This is a genomic window from Ruegeria sp. HKCCE4148, assembly GCF_017872495.1.
Taxonomy (GTDB): Bacteria; Pseudomonadota; Alphaproteobacteria; order Rhodobacterales; family Rhodobacteraceae; genus Ruegeria.
In genome coordinates, this window is the sequence record NZ_JAEDOS010000010.1 from 1 (window position 1) to 17,777 (window position 17,777).

Sequence of the window (17,777 nt, forward strand, 5' to 3'; positions counted from 1 at the left end):
GGACAGCTCTACTGGCCTAGCTGAGACTGGTTCGAATTTGTCTGACAGCACCCCGTCCTGGACATAGACGGTGGTCATCTGGTCCGCGGCTAGAACCTGCAACGAGCCGTTTTTGGAGTACATCACGCCAAAAAACAGCCCCTGTAACATGCGCCAATCTGCGAAACCCATAAGCCAATGCCTCAAAACAATGTCCGCGATGCCTAATGCAAGTGCAGCATTACAATGCTCGATTGAATGCCCGGGTTGGGCCGTCCTCGTCCAAGCGGAATATGTCTGAGCCCCAAAGGTTATAATGTGTCCAGGGTCTGCTTCGAGCCCGACTGAGTTGCAACGTGTTTTTTACACTTGAGTTCAGCTGGGCAAACCGGCCGCATGCAGACCAGCAGCAAGGCGTCCGAAATCATCTGGTCGCCGCCACATGGTCTGGAATCCACGAGCGAGGGCAGAAACGGTTTCTTCATTTACTTGGATGTCTCGGCTCATGAGTTCGTCGCGACGTTCGGTTGTGAAGTCAAGTAGGGCTGCCTCGGCTTCGACCTGGCGACCAAGCTTCGCGAAGGAGGCAGCCACGAAAGCCGTCGCCAAGGAATTGAGCCGGGCCTCTCCCATCAGTAACCCGAGAGCTGCTTCAAAGTCTTCACAGAAGAATTGTATCTGTCCCATTATCCAGTCGATAGCCGGGGGGTGCAGAGGATCCATCTGCATTGCCTCAGAAACGACGTCTCGCGCCTTCTCATGCCTTCCAAGCAAAAGAAACGCGTATCCGCACCAAGCCATGGACTCCGCCTCGGTTTCGATCAAAGACAGCGTTTTTTCAAATTGGGTTTCAGCCTCCGTCCAAAGGCCGGCGCACAAATAGGCGAAACCGAGTTGGTCCTGGATGTAGACATCCTGGTTATCCAACGCCGCTCCCTTTCGAGCGATATGCAATGCATGGTCTGCCGCGTCAGAGTCCGCCAATCCCAGCCAAAGATCTATGACATATGTATCTGAGAGGTACATGAATGACCTCGCGATTGACGGATCGAGAGCGACGGCCCGTTCCAGCAGGGCCCGAGCTTTTGCAGTATCGCGTGCATTCAGGCCGTCGCGAAGGGCTTTGCCCTTCAGCATCAGCTCGTAAGCCTTCATTTCATTTTCCGGTTTTCTGGTTGAACGATCGGCTACATCGTGCTGGACGCGCCCGGGAAGGACCGCCACGATGCTTCGTGTCACATCGTCTTGAACCTCCAGAACGTCCTCCAATTCATGATCATATCGATCCGACCATAATTGTGATCCGGAATTAGCGTCGGAAAGCTGTACCGAAATCCTGACGCGGCTCCCTGCCTTCCGTACACTGCCCTGCACAAGATAATCCGCACCCAAAGCTTCCGCGGTTTCAGCCGGATTGGCCTCTTGGCTTCTAAAACGAAAGGAGGCGTTTCTTGAGACCAACTGGAGAGTGCGAAAACGCGACAAGCCGGTGATGATGTCTTCTGCTATGCCATCGCTAAAAAAAATCTGTTCTGGATCGTTGCTCATATTGTGGAACGGCAAAACAGCGATTGTCGGTTTTAGTTTTGCCTCCGAATGCGGCCGTTGGTTGTGGTACCTATCCGATCCGCCAAATCGCCATGCGTGTACGGGCTCGGCAACGTTCTTGACATTGAAAGTCCCCGCGTCTTCCCAAGAGATTGTCAGACGATTGCCTGCGGCGCGATACACTGCGTCAGACACAAGCACGCCACCGGGTGGAGCGAGTTGTTCCAGACGTGAAGCCAAATTCACACCTGAGCCGAACACGTCTCCATCGCGCAAAATTATATCACCTAGATTGATGCCTATGCGGAAGCAAAGTGGATCACTGCCGTCTGGCGGTGCTTTTTGCCAATCAAGCGCGCAAGAAACGGCATCTGAGGCGCTTTCGAATTGAGCCAAAAGGCCATCCCCAAGCAATTTTATGACTTTGCCGCGATTCCGTTCAACAAGCGGGATGACAAATTCAGTCATGTGGGCTGACAGAGTTTCAAGCGTGCCGGTTTCGTCCCGCTCCATTCGGGCTGCATAGCCGACCATATCGGCCACCAGTATAACCGCCAGCTTTCTCTCCACGTTTTCCCTCCCATCTACTGAATACCTTTTGCGAGGCTATACGACCACCAGTAACTGAACCACTCAATCCGACCGTCGTCAGCAATACCTGCCTTTACTGAGTTCTCTGGTGTCCAATCTTGCGCTCGTAGCGATTGTCGGCAACACGGGCGGCAAACACAGCAACGCGTAGGGACGGGGAATATCTCTTTTGGGCCGCCCCTCTCAGACGGCCCCACGTCCTAGATTTCAATGGCTTCGGTGATAGCCAGGGCATTCTCAAGTTCCACACCAAGGTATCGGACGGTGCTGTCCATCTTGGTGTAGCCAAGAAGGAGCCGAACAGTTCGACGGTTTCCGGCCTTCGTGTAAATCTGAGTGACTTTGGTTCTCCTCATTGGATGGGCGCCGTAGGCGCTCGCCTCGAGACTGAACGATGTCACCGAGTCGCGGACGAACCTTGCATGTTGGCGTGTCGAGATGTGCAGGCGATGAAGCCAATTTTCCGATTGATCCGCATATTCCAGCATTCAAACTTGTCAGATAAGCCGGTCTGAATTGTATTGCCCATGCGGGCGAGTTGGCAGGAGCAGACAGCGTCGTAGAGACAATTGAAAAGCTGAACCCGCAGAGGATCGGTCATGGTGTTCGATCCATCGAAGACCCCAATCTGGTTGAACGATCGGCCAAAACTTGGACGCATCTTGAAGTCTGTCCGACCTGAAACGTTCAAACGGGCACTTTTCAGCCATTACCCGGCACAGTTTGGCACCGTTGAGGGTGGTAGCGGTTGATCTGGGCCTCAATACGGACCTTCCATCGCCATCACTTTCTGCGGCTGATGCTCCAGTGTGTTTAAACCATGAAGATCGCCAGCAACGATCTGCAGAGGGGTGACCAGAACGGCCATCCACTTTGCCATCGAGAACATGCGGGTGACCTCGGCCGCGCGATTACCACTTAGCAGGTGCCATGCTGCAACCCCGGCCACCATGAAAGAAGTGGTGAGTTAAAACAGGCAATCCATCTATTCGATCGAAAAGCAAAAGCTTGGAGCAAAGAGCCTTGTGCTCGGTTCAACTGGTGCTTCCCGCAACCAGCCTCACTTGGGAGTTTCGCCGAAGTAACCTCCAAAAAATGCAATCATTACCACCAACACACTCAACAACACCACAATCACCCAAAGCGCTCCGCTACCTCTGGCGAAGTATCCCAACGAGATTAGACCAACCACGAAGATGCCAACTAAGAAGTACAGTACCGTATTGTCCAATTTACTCCCCCCAGAAATTAATACCTAAACTCAAAAGCCGCCTGCTTTGCAAAGGCGATCTAAAGACCGTTTGAAAGGCGATATCAAACGGCTTTCGGTGAATGTCGAATGCCACTCAGCGTGGCGAACAAAACCGGGACCAATATCATTGTGAGCATCGTGCCCACCGTTAGCCCGCCCATGATCGTAACGGCAAGACCCACCCAGAACACGTCTGGCAGCAGCGGTATCACACCCAGAACTGTCGTGGCCGCGGCCAGTACCACGGGGCGAAGCCGTGAGGCCCCTGCATTCAAAACCGCGTCATAGCCCGGCTGACCTTCGGCCAAGTTATCGTTGATCTGGTCGATCAGAACGATTGCGTTTTTGATCATCATGCCCGCCAGGCTCATGCCCCCCAGCAGTGCTACGAACCCAAAAGGTGTATTCGTGAGCAGCAAGCTCGGAACAATGCCTATCAGCACAAACGGCACGGTCAGGAAAATGACCAGCGGTCTGCGGTATGAGTTGAATAGTCCGACGACGATAAGCGCCATGATCGAAAACGCAGGTATCATCCCCGGAATCAAGGACGCTTGCGCAGACACCGTGTCTTCGTATTCTCCGCCCCATTCCATGCTATAGCCCGGCGGCAAGTCAGCCTCCAAAGCGTCAAAATCAGCGAGAACTGCAGCGCGATAGCTGGGCAGAGTGACACTGTCGATCGGATTGGCCTGAACGGTCAAAACACGGCGCCGGTCGCGGCGATTGATCGTGGGGTCCTCGGGTTGGATATTCACACCGCGAACAACCTGCGCCAGTGGAACAGGCTCGACAGAAAACGGTGACTGCAGTTGCAGCAGTTCAAAGTTATCCACGGCAGCCACGTCGTCCGCGCCCGGTCGAACAATAATGGGCAACAACTCGTCACCTTCGCGGTAGAGGCCGACCGAGCGTCCGTCGAATGCACGCTTTGTCGTATTCCCAAGATCTTCATATGTGATGCCGGTCCATCGTGCCCGATCCTGGTCATAGTCGGGGACTGTTTTCAGGACACGGTTGCGCCAATCGGTGCGTGCTACCTTTGTCCATGGGTGCTGATCCAGTATCGCGACGGCTCTGTCGCCAATTTCGCGTAAAGTCTCGGGATCGGCATCCGCTGGGCCGATGATGCGGTTTTCGAACGCCCAAGTATTGCTGGGCCCCACACCGAATTGACGTGTGAAGGAGGTCGCCTCGGGCATATTGGCTGCAATCCAAAGCGAGATCTCTTTGGTCATCTCTGGAATGACGCGATAATCCTCGACGTTCACGATGACTTGCGCGTAGGACGGGTTTATTCCTTCAGGGTCGACCGGCAAGTAGAAACGCGGCGGGCCAGCGCCGATAAAGCTTGCGATACCGGTCACGCGATCATCCATTTCCACCTGCGCTTCGATCCGCGTGATGGCTTCGGAAACCGCTTCGATCCGGGTTCCTTCAGGGGCGTAATAGTCGATCATGTACTTGGTCATCGAAGAGGTCGGGAAGAACAACTGTGTAACGGTCCCAAACCCGATCCCGGCAATAACCAGCGCAGCGACGGCCACTCCGATCGTCAGATAGCGAACCCGGATCGCGGCGGCCAGAAAGCGGCGGTATACGGCGTATAGACCGGTGTCAAAGGTCTCTTTGGCTCCACCCTTTGGGTCCGGCAGCATGGCCACGCACTGTAAAGGCGTGACTGTCATCGATAACAACCAACTGACCAACAACGCAATTCCGACCACCGAAAACAGCGTCCGGCAGTATTCTCCCGCGCTCTCAACGGAGGCAAAGATTGGGTAGAAAGCCATAACCGCAACAAATGTTGCACCAAGCAGCGACATAGCGGGGCGCGTGGCAGCGTCGATAGCGGCTTTCGCCCGGTCCATTCCCTGTGACATTCGAACCATGGCGCCATCTGCAACCACGATCGAGTTATCGACCATCATACCAAGCGCAATGATCAACGCGCCCAAGGACATGCGTTGAAGATCTATTCCTAGCATCGCGAGCGGGATAAAGGTGGCAAGTATCGTCAGGATCAATCCGCTACCTATTATGATCCCCATGCGAACACCCATCGCCAGGGTCAAAACGACCAGAACAATCGCGACAGCTTGTCCAAGGCTGACTAAGAAGCTGCTGACTGCCAGATTCACGTCGTCAGATTGCCAATGAACCCGTTCGACCTCGATGCCTACCGGCAGGCCTGCGATCAGTTCCGTTACTCTGGCGTCTACGGCCTCACCAACGCTGACAACGTTGACACCAGACTGGAAGGATATCGCCAAACCAATAGACGGAAGGCCGTTATAACGCATCATGGTCGTCGGTGGATCAGCATAGCCTTCCTGGACCTCAACGATTTCACCAAGCCTTAGTAACTCTGGTCCACGGCGCTGGCCGCTTTGAGCTTGGTCCAGACCGCTTGGCCGAACAACCAAATCAGCGATGTCTTTCGGGCTGGTGAATGTGCCGCTTGGCGCAATGCGCATGCGATAGTCGCCGATATTTACGCGGCCTGCATCCACAATCGCGTTTTGGGTTTGCAAGGTATTGAGGATGGTCTGAGCCGAAACACCCAATGCTGCCAAGGCTTCTTCCCGTGTCTCCAAATAGATGACCCTATCGCGATCCCCCCAAAGATCGACTCGGCCGACGCCGTCGATCAACGAAAGCTCTCGTTTGAAGTCTTCGGCAAAATCGTCAAGCTCGCGGGCGGAGAAGCCATCAGACGTCATCGCCAGAAGTAGACCGAAAACATCACCGAAATCATCATTGATCGCAGGACGACCAGCGCCTGGTGGAAGGTCTGTTTCAACGTCTCTGACTTTGCGACGCAACGTGTCCCAGATCTGCGGTAGTTGATCCGACCAATAGTTCGGGCGGATCTCGACTATGATTGTCGACACACCCGCTCTGCTTTCGCTCGAGATGTAGTCAATCTCTTTGATCTCTTGGAGTTTTAGTTCGATCCGTTCGGTAACCTCCTGCTCAACTTCGGCCGGGCTGGCACCGGGATAGAGGGTGGTCACAACAGCAGTCTTGATTGTGAATTCGGGGTCTTCCAACTGCCCAAGGCTAAAGAATGCTGAAATGCCGCCCAACGTGAGCATGACGACAGTGAACCAAACAAATTTGGCGTTGCGGATCGAAAAAGCCGCCAAACCCATTAGTCCGTGTCCTCAGAAAGCAGCGAAACTTTCTGACCTTCTCGCAGAGAGTTTGCCCCGGCAGTGACAACCACGTCACCAAATTCCAGCCCCTCGCTAACGGCCACCCCTTGCGACCGTGGAGTGCCAAGCGAAACCTTCCTTGCCGTTACAGTTTCTGAGCCGGTATCAAATACCCAGACATGCGGATCGGTTTCCCCTTCAGGCACGAAAACCGCGCTGGCAGGAACCATGATCGCATCGAATGGTTCGTGCCCCTCCTTTGGCTTGCCGCGAACGCGCCCCGCCATACCCGGAAGAACAAGTGCATCTTCGGGCTGCTCCATTATCAATGTGACAGGAAATGTTCGCGTCGTCGCCGAAGCCTCTGATCCAATCTCACTAATTTCTGCGGGTAGAACAACGTCCCCCAAAGCGTCAAAAGTGACGGTTATGTCTTCAATGTGCGGGATCAGGGCAATGTATCGTTCGGGGATATCGATCACCACTTCGATGTGCTCGGCATCCAGAATGCGCAGCACTGGAGTTTGTGCTGCGACTTCTTCAAAATCTTCAATGTATTTGGCGACAACACGACCATCGAACGGTGCGGCCAAGCTCGTATAGGTTAAATCCAAAGTCGCTCTGTCCAGTGCGCCTTGAACAGAATTGATTGCTGCCTGAGCCGACGTTTCGCCTGCAACAAACCGGTCGAGTGTCGCCTGAGCGGCAACATCTTTTTCAACCAACGATCGCTGCCGATCTGTTTGCAATTTGGCGTTTTCGAACGTCGCCTGCGCGCTCTCAAGCTCAGCAGTAAGCCGATCGACTTCAGCCTGGTAGGGGGCCGGATCCAAGGCCGCGACAACAGCACCTTTCGTCACAAGGTCACCAACCTGAACGTCGACGCCAACAACATTGCCCGGCACGCGAAAGGCCAATGATACTTCGCGTGCAGCTCTGGCCGTTCCCACAAAGTAACGATCATGCAAACTCGAAAGGTCAGAAATCTCAGTTGCTCTGACAGGTCGGATTGTTGTTTCGGTCGCTTCTTCTTCCTTCTCCCAGCAGCCGGTAAGCAACACGAAAGCAAAAAGCCAAACAGACAGTTTCCTCATATCCCCCTCCCGTACGACCCGCATTTCTCTCTTCGTCTCTGTGAAGGTGGCTCAACTTGCGGATTTTGCGTCTAAAGCTGTTGAAATTGTACGCGCTTATTTAACAAAGTCAAAAATCCGAATTTATTTACTGCGAAGAAGAGAATTCTGACTAAACCTATTCAGGCGACCAAAATTTTAGGCTGACAACTTCGCAACACGACGTCGTCTTGATGCTGCCGTTTGTCTTATCGATCGTGCAGAAGGCTGTTTTTTTGAAATTGGAGAAGCTGCGCCGGAAGACAAATACCCAGAGATTACTGTGTGCCAGAACACAGCCAAGAGCGGCTTGTGGAAAATCCAGCCCCATTACGATGCAGTCTGAGACATTCTGCGTCGGTGTCATACTTTCGCCAGATGTGCATTTTCAGTTGCTGGGGCAAATGATGATCCTTGGACCTGGTGGCAAAACAAGCGTTCGCACAGGTGAATAGGGTATGCGTCTTATCGCAACCTTACGCGCATCGCTGAGGGAGGTGCGTTGTGGCTGGTGGAACTTCGTTTCATTGTCCAGAGACATGATTGAGCAAGTCAAAAAGGCATGGAAGGCGGCGGATTGGTTCAAAGGTCAATTCCAGCTACCGCCGGGTGATGTTGCCGACCATATCCCGATCACGCAAGAACTTGAGCGAACACCGCCGCAAAGTAAATTCGAGCCTTAGACCTGTCGTTTTGGCCCGGGGTAGTCATTTCTTGATAGTCCGTAATCCCGATTTACAGCCCCAGAATGTCTCGTGCCTGATCAACTGTGGCAACCGGACGATTGTACTGGGCGCAGATTTCAGCAGTCCGCATCACGAGCGCTGCGTTTGATGGTGCCAGCGTATTGCGATCCAGGCGCACGTTATCTTCTAACCCTGTTCGCGCATGACCACCTGAGGAAATCGCCCAGTGGTTCAGAACCTCTTGTTGCGCACCGATGCCGGCCGCACACCAAGGTGCCCCCGGAAACAGCCGGTTGACAGTTTTCACGTAGAAATCAAAGACGTCCCGATCAGCAGGCATTGCGTTTTTGACACCCATGACGAACTGCACATAGGGCGTGTTTTTTATCTGCCCTTTCGTGTGCATCTCAGCCGCTTTCAGAATATGGCTGAGATCGAAGGCTTCGATCTCAGGCTTGATGTCATACGTCACCATCTCAGCCGCCAACCAGTCGACCAGATCGGGCGGGTTTTCGTAGACGCGTGTGGGGAAGTTGTTCGATCCTACCGACAAAGAGGCCATGTCCGGTCGCAACGGCAACATGCCACCACGCGTCTTGCCCGCTCCGGACCGTCCTCCGGTTGAAAACTGAATGATCATACCGGGGCAGTGTTTCTCCAGCCCCTCTTTCAACCTTGCGAACTTCTCAGGGTCGCTCGACGGTGTTTGATCATCGTTGCGAACATGAGCATGGCAGATCGTCGCTCCTGCCTCGAATGCCGCGTGTGTGCTTTCGATTTGTTCCTCGACCTTTATCGGCACCGCCGGGTTGTTGGCCTTGGTCGGCAATGACCCGGTGATCGCGACGCAAATTATACAAGGCTCTGCCATGTCACGCCTCTTTGGGGGCAAGAACGAAATCGAATTCAACGTCCCAATACGGGCCCTCAAAGCCAACTTCTGTAGATCGTGCCGGGTCATCGACGCGATTGAACTCTGCGATCAGACTCTCTTTGACCCCAAATACTGCGTCCGAGTTGATGTATTTGTCATCGGGATCAAAGATATGGGTTGTCAGGTCGTCATACCCGTCTTTCGACACGATATAGTGCAGATGCGCTGGCCGAAACGGGTGCCGTCCCAGACGCTTCAACAGATCGCCAACCGGCCCGTCATCCGGGATTGGATAGTTCTTTGGCCGCACCGCACGGAACCAATAGGTCCCATCAACACCGGTTGTGAAGACGCCGCGCAGGTTGAAATCGGGCTGAATGCCTTTCTGTTGTACGTCGTAAAACCCGTCATCATTGGCTTGCCAGACATCAATCTTGACGCCTTCCAACGGGTTGCCTTCCACATCGGTGACACGACCCCGCACCACCATGTCCTCACCCTTTTGGTCGAGACAAATGTTGTGCCCCATCTCATATTCCGGCGCGCCGCCCACATGGAAAGGACCCAGAACAGTATTCTCGGAGGCACCGGTTGGACGACGAGAATTCACGGCATCCACCAGCATCGACACGCCCAGAACATCGGACAGGAGAATGTATTCTTGCCGCCAGTCATCGCACATGTGCCCGACCTTGGTCAGGAACATGATCGCCTCAAACCACTCCTGCTGCGTTGGTTCGATTTCCTTCACGGCTTCATGGAGCTTTCGCGTGATGACCTCCATCACCTGCTTCAGCCGTTCGCTTTCTGCGTTTTTGTTCCGTGCGGTGACGACCTCGGCCGAGTTTTCTTCGGTAAAGTATCCCATCTCATGCGAGCCCATTTTGGCCTCCTGACTTGTGTAAGTTTGCTCCAGATTGGCTCATCGCGAAAGTACTGTTGTCAGCGCGCGACGCAGTTCGGCTTCGGCATCCGCAACCATATCGGCTGAGCGCCACGCCACATGTTGATCAGGACGGACCAACAAACAGCCTGTATCTGAAATCTCGGACGCCCGCGCCCAATCCCCGGTGTGGTCAACATAGGTCTGGCGCGGGCCGATGACGTGACAGCGAATGGGCATGCCCAGCTCTTTCGCGATCATCTCGGCTGCTTTTACCCAGGCCTCGCCACCAATTCCGGTCAGCACAGTGAATTCTCCACGACCGCACAGATCCAGCGTTGAATGCTTGTTCCCGGTGTCATGATCGAACACCCAGACATGCGGAATGCGCGCACCGGGCCATGTCGTCGGCTGGTAGTGCAGCTCGGGATCCTGATCAAAACCGGGATTGGGTTGACCATCCGTTTCAATCGCACAGGAGTCGTAGCGTTGGTTCATTTCCACGCCATGCGCATCGAACTCATATTTCTTGAAGGCAATCGCGTCGCGAATGGCTTGTCTTTGTGCCGCAGCTTCAGGCGTTGATCCCGAGCGTGCCTCAAGGTTGCTTTGCATGACCTCTGGGTCGACGCCTTCGGCCATTCCGAGCGATTCAAAGATCGGTCCGAATTCACCGATGGATTGATTGGCCCGTGTGACGATCTGCTTTGCCACTGGCGCACGTTCTTCGCTGTAGCTGTCCAGCAGGTTTTCTCCGGCATGACCTTTCAGGACAGCCGCCAGTTTCCAGGCGAGGTTGAAGCTATCCTGAATCGACGTGTTCGACCCCAGCCCGTTCGACGGTGGGTGTCGGTGTGCCGCATCACCCATGATGAACACGCGATCCTTCTGCATATGGGTCGCGTACATGTTGTTGACGGTCCAGGTGTTGGCGCTGATCAATTCGATCTCAAGCTCGGGGTCGCCAACAAGCTGGCGCGCAACCTGCGTAGCCATGGCCTCGTCAACTTCGGGCGCTGGTTGGTTGATGTCATAGCCCCAGACGATGAGCCATTCGTTCCATGGGCGGACCATGCGGACCAGACCCATGCCGATGCCACCGACATTCGCGCCTGGTTGCATCACCCAGTAGAGGACCGACGGCCGATGCGCGACATATTTACTGAGATCTGCGCGGAACAGGATGTTCATGGACCCGCCGACGCCCATCTGTCCTTCGAAAGGCAGACCGGCATGTTCGGCGACCAGAGAATTGCCCCCATCCGCGCCGACCAGGTATTTCGACCGGATCGTGATTTCTTTGCCGGACAAACGATCTAAACACGTCGTTGTCACACCATCTGCATCTTGCTCATGTCGCAAGTATTCGGTGCTCATCCGCGCTTGCGTGCCTCGGCGGCAGGCCGTGCCAAATAAGATCGGCTCCATGAATGTTTGTGGCAGATCGTTCATCATCGTCGGGCTGGACAGCAGGTGTTCGGCCTTGGACAGAGGATGATTACCCCAGCTTTTCATCCGTCCGATTTCCTCGCCCGCGAGGCTTTCGCAGAACACATTTTCACCCATCAAGTCCTGATGCGCTGCGTGCATGTAGGCCTCTGCTTCAACCTCGTGACCAAGGTCGCGCAGCACCTCCATCGTGCGCTGATTGGTGATATGTGCCCGCGGCGTATTGGCCAGCCAGCGATAGCGGTTGATGACCATATTCTCGACGCCGTAGCTGGACAGCAAAGCCGCCGTTGCAGACCCCGCTGGGCCGGTCCCGATGATCAGGACATCCGTTGTGATGGTGGCCATGTTACGCCTCCCTCTGTTTGTCAGATTGAATTGAGTTGAGGCCGTCCTTTGGGTTCGTCAGCACAAGGCGACGGCGCACAGGGAAAATCTGCAGCCCAGTCTTTTCTGAGATCAGCCCCCACAGACCGCGGGGGGCGAAGAGCATGACGGCGATCCCGATTAGACCAAGCACCATGAGGTACCAGGAGCCGTAGTCGGCCAGCAGGCTTTGCAAGATGAAGAAGATCAGCACGCCCAGGATCGGGCCTTCGATGGTGCCAATTCCACCAATCACGACGATGAAGATCACATAGGCAGTCCAGTCGGTGACCGAGAACGCCGCATCCGGCGAAATCCGCAGCTTTTGCACATAGATCAGAGCGCCGGTCAGCCCGGTTCCTGCGGCGGAGACCAAGTAGACCAGCCATTTCATCCGCGCCGCATCGACGCCAACGGATTTCGCGGCTTCAATATTGTCACGTACTGCAGCCAGCGCCAGCCCGCGCTTTGTTCTGAGCAGCCAGTAGATGCCCGCAATCGTTGCGATCACAAGCGCCAAAGCCAGCCAGTAGGTCAAGATATCGCGCGCTGCAGCACCGCGAACGTCGAAGGTGGTCTGAATCCACTCGGTCGCCCACATCTCACGCGTTGCGGTTCTTGGCAGAGAGGTTCCGGTGCCGCCGCCGAGCATTTTCCATTGGGCCACCAGCAGGCGCATGACCTCTGCGATGACCCAGGTGCCAATGGCGAAATAGGCCCCTTGCAGTCGGAAGGTGAAAAAGGCCGTAGGGATAGCGACGATCAGGGCTGCGACGCCGCCCAAAAGGATTGCCGGAACCGGGTCCAAGCCCCACAGGATCACGCCGCCAAACATGGCGTAAGCGCCCATGCCCACGAAGGCTTGCTGCCCGACTGAAACCAAACCGCCGTAACCAGCCAGCAAATTCCAGAACTGTGCCAACACCAGCATCGTGAAGATAAAGAACAGGTCCTGGATCAATCCCCGGCTAGCGAAGGTCGGCAGCAGGATGAACAGGATGATCAAAGCGATACAGACCGCTCCTGCGCTGTAGGACGCGCGGGTCTGTGTCTGGACGCGGTACATTGCAGTATCAGTCATCAGTCCACCGCCCTTGGAAACAGGCCTCTGGGCTTGATCAGAAGCACGATGAGAAAGGCCAGATGACCGGCCAGGATTTGCCATTCGGGATTGATCGCCGCGCCGACAGTCTGAGCGACACCGATAATGATGCCTCCGACAAGCGTGCCCCATAGGCTGCCGAGGCCACCAATGATCACAGCCTCAAAGGCATAGATCAGGCGCGCTGGGCCGATATTGGGGTCAAAATTCGCCCGCATTCCCAGATAAAGCGCTGCCAAGGTCACCACGAGCATTGCGATGGCTGTCGCGGTCGCGAAAATACGTTCTGGGCGGATGCCCATCAAACCCGCCGTCACCGCATCATCCGAGGTCGCGCGGAACGCACGGCCCAGTTCCGTCCGATAGAAAAGCTGGTTCAGACCGACAATCACAAGGATCGCCGAGGCAAAGGTCAGCAACGGCAGAACGCCGAGGTTCAGCCCGCCCATCTGAACGGACGCCGTTGCGATTTCGCCCGCAGGGAGCCGCTGGCTATCCGCCGAGAAGCCTTCGAGTAATGCGTTCTGCAAGACGACCGACAAACCGAACGTCACAAGTAAGGGCGGCAGGATATCAGGCCCCAGCACGCGGTTCAGCACATGTCTCTGCAAAGCCCAACCCACGCCAAACATGATCGGCGCGGCAAGGATGGCTGCCAGAAACGGAGAGAGCCCTAGCAGCGAGACCAACAGAAGGATCAGATAGGCGGCAAAGACGATCAGATCACCATGGGCCAGATTAACCAAGCGCATGATCCCGAACACAAGGCTAAGGCCTGCTGCAAACAGCGCATAAAGCCCGCCCAGCAAAACACCCTGAATGATGGTATCGATCCAGATCATGCGGCGGCTCCTCCGAAATAGGCGTCGTGTATGGCCTCGCGACTGAGCGTGTCTGCTGTGCCTTCCAGCGTGACGCGGCCTTCCATCATGCAATAGACGCGGTCGGAGACCTTCATTGCCTGGCCAATATCCTGTTCCACAACGATGAGGCTGGCGCCGGCCTCCTGAATGCGAGGGACGGCATCGTAGATGTCTTTGATGACTACCGGCGCGAGGCCAAGGCTGATCTCGTCACAGAGCAGAACGCGGGGATTGCTCATCAGCGCGCGACCGATTGCAACCATCTGCTGTTGCCCGCCAGACAGGGCTGTACCGGGATGGTTCCGGCGCTCTTTCAGGATTGGGAACAGGTCGTAGATTGTTTGCAGGGACCAATGGCCCGATACCTTTCGGCCATAGGTTCCGATCAGTAGGTTTTCCTCGACACTTAGGGAAGGAAACAGCCGACGCCCCTCGGGTACCATGGCCACTCCGCGCGCCATGATCTCGTCCGCACCGAGGTCTCCGATGGGCTGTCCGTCAAAGCGCACTTGGTCTGTCCCGTTGGTCAGAACACCCGAGATCGAGCGCATGAGGGTCGATTTGCCCGCCCCGTTTGCACCGATGATGGCAACTGTTTCGCCTTCACCCAGATGCACATCCACGCCAAAAAGGGCTTGGAAATCTCCGTAGTGGGCGGTCAGCGAATGGGTCTGTAGCAGGCTCATCAGACTTCGATCCCTAGATAGATTTCTTTGACTTCCCGGCTGTTCATGATCTCGTCCGGATCGCCCAGACCGATCACCTTCCCGAAATCCAGAACCAGCAGCCGTTCAACGACCGATGTGAGCGCATGCAGGACATGTTCGATCCAGATGATCGTGACGCCACTGCTATGCAGCCCCTTGATCGTGTTGATCAGCGCGGTGCATTCCGCATCGGTCAGCCCTCCGGCGATTTCATCCAGCAGCAACAGCTTTGGGTTTGTTGCCATGGCGCGCGCCAGCTCTAGCCGTTTGCGTTGCAGCAGCCGCAATCCACCAGCTGTGTCATTGGCCACTTCCAGCAATTCCGTTTGCTCAAGAATGCGGGCGCAGTTCTGTTCGACCTCGTGTTCGGACTTGTTCTGTCCATGCGTCGCAGCCACCAGCAGGTTCTCGAATACAGTCAGATGATCAAACGGCTGAGGGATCTGGAACGATCGCCCTATGCCCGACAAGCATCGTTGCATAGGTGGCACCCGAGTAACGTCAGCACCATCGAAATGGATCGATCCCGCATCAGAGGTCAGGTTGCCCGTGATCAGGTTGAACAGCGTCGACTTCCCGGCCCCGTTTGGGCCAATGATCCCAAGGGCTTGGCCTTGCTCGACGTCGAAGCTGACATCGTCGGTGACGGTCAGAGCACCGAAGCTTTTCGAGACGTTTTTAAGCGAAAGAATGGTCATACCGGTGTTCCTGCCCCGGAATAAATCCGGGGCGTTGATTTCATTGCGATCAGGAGATTTCTTCCATCACACCCGCGGTCGGAATTTCGGGCGCGGAAGAGTTGTCGACGATCACAAGGTCATAGCTGCCATTGTCGAGCAGCCTCCATTGCCCCCCGACCAGGGGCGTTTTGGCAACGTTCTGCGCAGCGAAGGGCGGCAGGCCCGCACCATCAAACGCGATCCGGCCAACAATGGAGTCAAGCTGCGTAGCTGCGATGGCTTCGGCCACTGCATCCCCATCACCCGCGTCATCAACCCGGCCCATGACGTTTGCTGCCATTTCGAACAGCGCATGCACAAAGCCGATGGGTTGGGTCCACTGACGGTTGGTGGCGGCCATGTACCCTTGCGCCAGTTCAGCCGAGCTTGCGCCGGTCAGCGATGACGAGAACGGATGGGTGGGGGACCACCAAACTTCAGAGCTCAGGTTGTGGCCTGCGTTGCCCAAAGCTTCGACGGCTTGCGGGAACAAGATGGCCTTGCCAATGCTCGCGGCTTTCGGGGTGAAGCCTTGCTGTTTGGCCTGGCTCCAAAAAGTGGTGAAGTCAGGCGGGATCGGAACGCCGGTTACGATTTCAACATTCGCCTGCCGGAACGCGTTGATCTGGGCCGAGAAATCATCGGTAAGGTTCTGGTACCGCCCGGGATCCGTCAATGTGTAACCCAACTCTGAGAGAACAGGCGGGAAACCTACATTTGGGTCGCCCCAAGCGTTGCCATCGCCGTCATTCGGGAACAGCGCACCGACCTGCTTGTTGGTCTCCAACTGGTTCCACATTGCCGTGAAAACCGAGATTACGTCCTCAAGGCCCCAGAAGAAGTGATAAGCGTAATAGAACGGCTCCCAGCTGGCTGGATCACCGGGATTGCCCTGCTGGCCGATGAACCATGGCTGCCAGGGCGCAACGGTGGAAATACACGGCACTTCCTCGGCCTCACAGGTCGAGGCAACCGGGTTGGTCGTTTCGGGTGTCGAAGCGACCAGCATCAGGTCGATCTCATCATCCACGATCAGTTCGCCCGCGACGTCTGCCGCTCGGTTCGGGTTCGACTGGCTGTCTTTGACGATGACTTCGAAATTCGCACCGGCTTCGGATGCGGCGAAATTCTCCAGAATAAACTTGTCTGCCTCGGAGAAGGCGGCCAGAGGACCTGATTGCGGGCTGACATAGCCCAACTTGATCTTGGCGCCCTGAGCGATAGCGGGCGCAGCGAGCGTGCCGGCGGCCAATCCCAGGCCGGTTGCAGCGCTGGATTGCAGCAATTTGCGTCGTGTGATCATGTGTCCCTCCCTTGACACGGTGAAGTCAAACGCTTGGGGCAGTGCCTGCCCACGCGTTTTGAAGAAGCGCCCGCAGCCCATCAGCAGTGACCGGTTGCGGGTTCCAATACGGGTTGTTGAGTGCGATTTCGGTGGCGCGATCCAGATCGGCCTTAGAAAGTCCAAGGTCCTTTAAAGCCATCGGCGCGCCCATGCTTTTGGCAAAATTCCAAAGCGCCTGGCCTGGCTTAGAGCCACCGAGAATATTTGACACGGGTTCCAGCAGCTCTGGCACACCCACCGCGTTGTAGGCGATGGCATGGGGCAAAATGATCGCATGGGTTTCCGCGTGTGGCAGATTGAATGACCCGCCCAGCGTATGGCAAAGCTTGTGATGCAACGCCATTCCGACCAGACCAAGCACCGTACCGCAGGCCCATGCACCACGCTGCGTTTCTTCTCTGGCTTTCAGGTCGTTGGGGTTTCCGACAACGGTTGGCAGTCCCTCTGCAAACGCCTTCAGACCGTCGATAGCCAATTCCGTGGTCTCATCAGTTCGGTCCTTGGCATAAAGCGCCTCGGCGGCATGAGCCATCGCGTTCAAGGCGCTGGTCACGGTCATTGCGGGCGGCAATGAGGCAACAAGTTCCGGATCGTACAGAATGACCCGCGGCAGAACCTTCTGGTCTGTCAGGGTAGTTTTGATGCCATCCTCAGTCTGACCCAGGATCGGAGTAGCCTCGCTGCCGGCATATGTGGTCGGGATGGCGACTTGCGGCAAATCGGTCCGAAGGGCAATCGCCTTGCCTAAGCCAATCGTTGAGCCTCCTCCGATAGACACGATGCTATCCGCATTTACAGACAGGGCGTGTTCAACCGCTTCTTCCGTCACGTCGACCGGGGTGTGCATCGTTGCTCGCGTAAAGACACCCGCAGCACGATCCCCAACAGTTGTCGCAAGTTCCATGGCCATATCGACTTGCTGAGGTGTCGAAAGGATGAGCGCTTTGTTCGATCTCAGCGCTGTTAGTTCCGTGCAGATGTCGTCACGCAAACCTACGCCGAACCGGACTTTCTGGCCATTGATACTGATGGTACTGAGAGCCATTGGGCGAATTCCTGACAAGCGCTGGATTGCAGATCTGAAGGAAACGCTAGCAGGCAAAGACAGCACTCTTGATCGAATTATCGACGCTCAATATAACT

General features: G+C 55.7%; 13 protein-coding genes and 2 pseudogenes. 1 reads left to right on the forward strand and 14 read right to left on the reverse strand.

What is annotated here, in order from left to right; genetic code table 11:
• Positions 1–354: 354 nt before the first annotated feature.
• The 5 genes and pseudogenes from I9187_RS18785 to I9187_RS18810 all read right to left on the reverse strand — a co-directional run bounded on the left by I9187_RS18785 (position 355) and on the right by I9187_RS18810 (position 7,622).
• Complete coding sequence (locus tag I9187_RS18785) at positions 355–2,097, reverse strand: adenylate/guanylate cyclase domain-containing protein (protein WP_209509722.1); 1,743 nt, start codon at positions 2,095–2,097, stop codon at positions 355–357.
• Between the two features lie 221 nt (positions 2,098–2,318).
• Positions 2,319–2,567: pseudogene (locus tag I9187_RS18790) on the reverse strand (integrase); the annotation flags it as partial.
• 314 nt (positions 2,568–2,881) lie between these two features.
• Positions 2,882–3,085 (reverse strand): annotated as a pseudogene (locus I9187_RS18800) (cytochrome ubiquinol oxidase subunit I); the annotation flags it as partial.
• A 347-nt stretch (positions 3,086–3,432) separates the two neighbouring features.
• Positions 3,433–6,525 carry an efflux RND transporter permease subunit gene (locus I9187_RS18805; protein WP_209940293.1) on the reverse strand — a complete coding sequence of 1,031 codons (3,093 nt, stop codon included), beginning with the start codon at positions 6,523–6,525 and terminating at the stop codon, positions 3,433–3,435.
• On the reverse strand, positions 6,525–7,622 hold the full coding sequence (locus I9187_RS18810) for an efflux RND transporter periplasmic adaptor subunit (RefSeq protein WP_171181793.1): 1,098 nt from the start codon (positions 7,620–7,622) through the stop codon (positions 6,525–6,527). The genes I9187_RS18805 and I9187_RS18810 overlap by 1 nt, the downstream gene beginning before the upstream one ends.
• Before the next feature lie 476 nt (positions 7,623–8,098).
• Here I9187_RS18810 and I9187_RS18815 point away from each other — a divergent pair, with 476 nt between their 5' ends.
• On the forward strand, positions 8,099–8,323 hold the full coding sequence (locus I9187_RS18815) for a hypothetical protein (protein ID WP_171235922.1): 225 nt from the start codon (positions 8,099–8,101) through the stop codon (positions 8,321–8,323).
• A 52-nt stretch (positions 8,324–8,375) separates the two neighbouring features.
• Here I9187_RS18815 and I9187_RS18820 read toward each other — a convergent pair whose 3' ends face one another.
• From I9187_RS18820 to I9187_RS18860, 9 genes are read right to left on the reverse strand one after another with little or no spacing between them, the layout of a single operon-like run.
• Positions 8,376–9,197, reverse strand: a complete 822-nt coding sequence (locus tag I9187_RS18820; protein ID WP_171238434.1) for a 3-keto-5-aminohexanoate cleavage protein — start codon at positions 9,195–9,197, stop codon at positions 8,376–8,378.
• Position 9,198: 1 nt separating this feature from the next.
• A complete protein-coding gene (locus I9187_RS18825) occupies positions 9,199–10,083 on the reverse strand; it encodes an intradiol ring-cleavage dioxygenase (protein ID WP_209509724.1) in 885 nt (294 codons plus the stop codon).
• A 39-nt stretch (positions 10,084–10,122) separates the two neighbouring features.
• A complete protein-coding gene (locus tag I9187_RS18830) occupies positions 10,123–11,880 on the reverse strand; it encodes an FAD-dependent monooxygenase (protein WP_209509725.1) in 1,758 nt (585 codons plus the stop codon).
• A 1-nt stretch (position 11,881) separates the two neighbouring features.
• Positions 11,882–12,979: a branched-chain amino acid ABC transporter permease gene (locus I9187_RS18835; protein WP_245223302.1), complete on the reverse strand. Its 1,098-nt coding sequence runs from the start codon at positions 12,977–12,979 to the stop codon at positions 11,882–11,884.
• The gene (locus I9187_RS18840; protein WP_171619907.1) at positions 12,979–13,842 is read right to left on the reverse strand and encodes a branched-chain amino acid ABC transporter permease; all 864 of its coding nucleotides are present in this window, start codon (positions 13,840–13,842) and stop codon (positions 12,979–12,981) included. The genes I9187_RS18835 and I9187_RS18840 overlap by 1 nt, the downstream gene beginning before the upstream one ends.
• Positions 13,839–14,549, reverse strand: coding sequence for an ABC transporter ATP-binding protein (locus I9187_RS18845; RefSeq protein ID WP_209509726.1), 711 nt, complete (start codon positions 14,547–14,549; stop codon positions 13,839–13,841). The genes I9187_RS18840 and I9187_RS18845 overlap by 4 nt, the downstream gene beginning before the upstream one ends.
• Positions 14,549–15,268 (reverse strand): ABC transporter ATP-binding protein, encoded by a 720-nt coding sequence (locus I9187_RS18850; RefSeq protein WP_171235927.1) that lies wholly within the window; start codon positions 15,266–15,268, stop codon positions 14,549–14,551. Before I9187_RS18850 ends, I9187_RS18845 begins: the two co-directional genes overlap by 1 nt.
• A 49-nt stretch (positions 15,269–15,317) precedes the next feature.
• On the reverse strand, positions 15,318–16,592 hold the full coding sequence (locus I9187_RS18855) for an ABC transporter substrate-binding protein (protein WP_209509727.1): 1,275 nt from the start codon (positions 16,590–16,592) through the stop codon (positions 15,318–15,320).
• 25 nt (positions 16,593–16,617) lie between these two features.
• A complete protein-coding gene (locus I9187_RS18860; RefSeq protein WP_171235929.1) occupies positions 16,618–17,679 on the reverse strand; it encodes a maleylacetate reductase in 1,062 nt (353 codons plus the stop codon).
• Positions 17,680–17,777: the final 98 nt, after the last annotated feature.

Excerpts from the sequence above, each read along its gene's own strand:
- I9187_RS18805 (WP_209940293.1), bottom strand. The coding sequence starts at position 6,525 with ATGGGTTTGGCGGCTTTTTCGATCCGCAACGCCAAATTTGTTTGGTTC.
- I9187_RS18810 (WP_171181793.1), bottom strand. The coding sequence starts at position 7,622 with ATGAGGAAACTGTCTGTTTGGCTTTTTGCTTTCGTGTTGCTTACCGGC.
- I9187_RS18815 (WP_171235922.1), top strand. The coding sequence starts at position 8,099 with ATGCGTCTTATCGCAACCTTACGCGCATCGCTGAGGGAGGTGCGTTGT.
- I9187_RS18820 (WP_171238434.1), bottom strand. The coding sequence starts at position 9,197 with ATGGCAGAGCCTTGTATAATTTGCGTCGCGATCACCGGGTCATTGCCG.
- I9187_RS18825 (WP_209509724.1), bottom strand. The coding sequence starts at position 10,083 with ATGGGCTCGCATGAGATGGGATACTTTACCGAAGAAAACTCGGCCGAG.
- I9187_RS18830 (WP_209509725.1), bottom strand. The coding sequence starts at position 11,880 with ATGGCCACCATCACAACGGATGTCCTGATCATCGGGACCGGCCCAGCG.
- I9187_RS18835 (WP_245223302.1), bottom strand. The coding sequence starts at position 12,979 with ATGACTGATACTGCAATGTACCGCGTCCAGACACAGACCCGCGCGTCC.
- I9187_RS18840 (WP_171619907.1), bottom strand. The coding sequence starts at position 13,842 with ATGATCTGGATCGATACCATCATTCAGGGTGTTTTGCTGGGCGGGCTT.
- I9187_RS18845 (WP_209509726.1), bottom strand. The coding sequence starts at position 14,549 with ATGAGCCTGCTACAGACCCATTCGCTGACCGCCCACTACGGAGATTTC.
- I9187_RS18850 (WP_171235927.1), bottom strand. The coding sequence starts at position 15,268 with ATGACCATTCTTTCGCTTAAAAACGTCTCGAAAAGCTTCGGTGCTCTG.
- I9187_RS18855 (WP_209509727.1), bottom strand. The coding sequence starts at position 16,592 with ATGATCACACGACGCAAATTGCTGCAATCCAGCGCTGCAACCGGCCTG.
- I9187_RS18860 (WP_171235929.1), bottom strand. The coding sequence starts at position 17,679 with ATGGCTCTCAGTACCATCAGTATCAATGGCCAGAAAGTCCGGTTCGGC.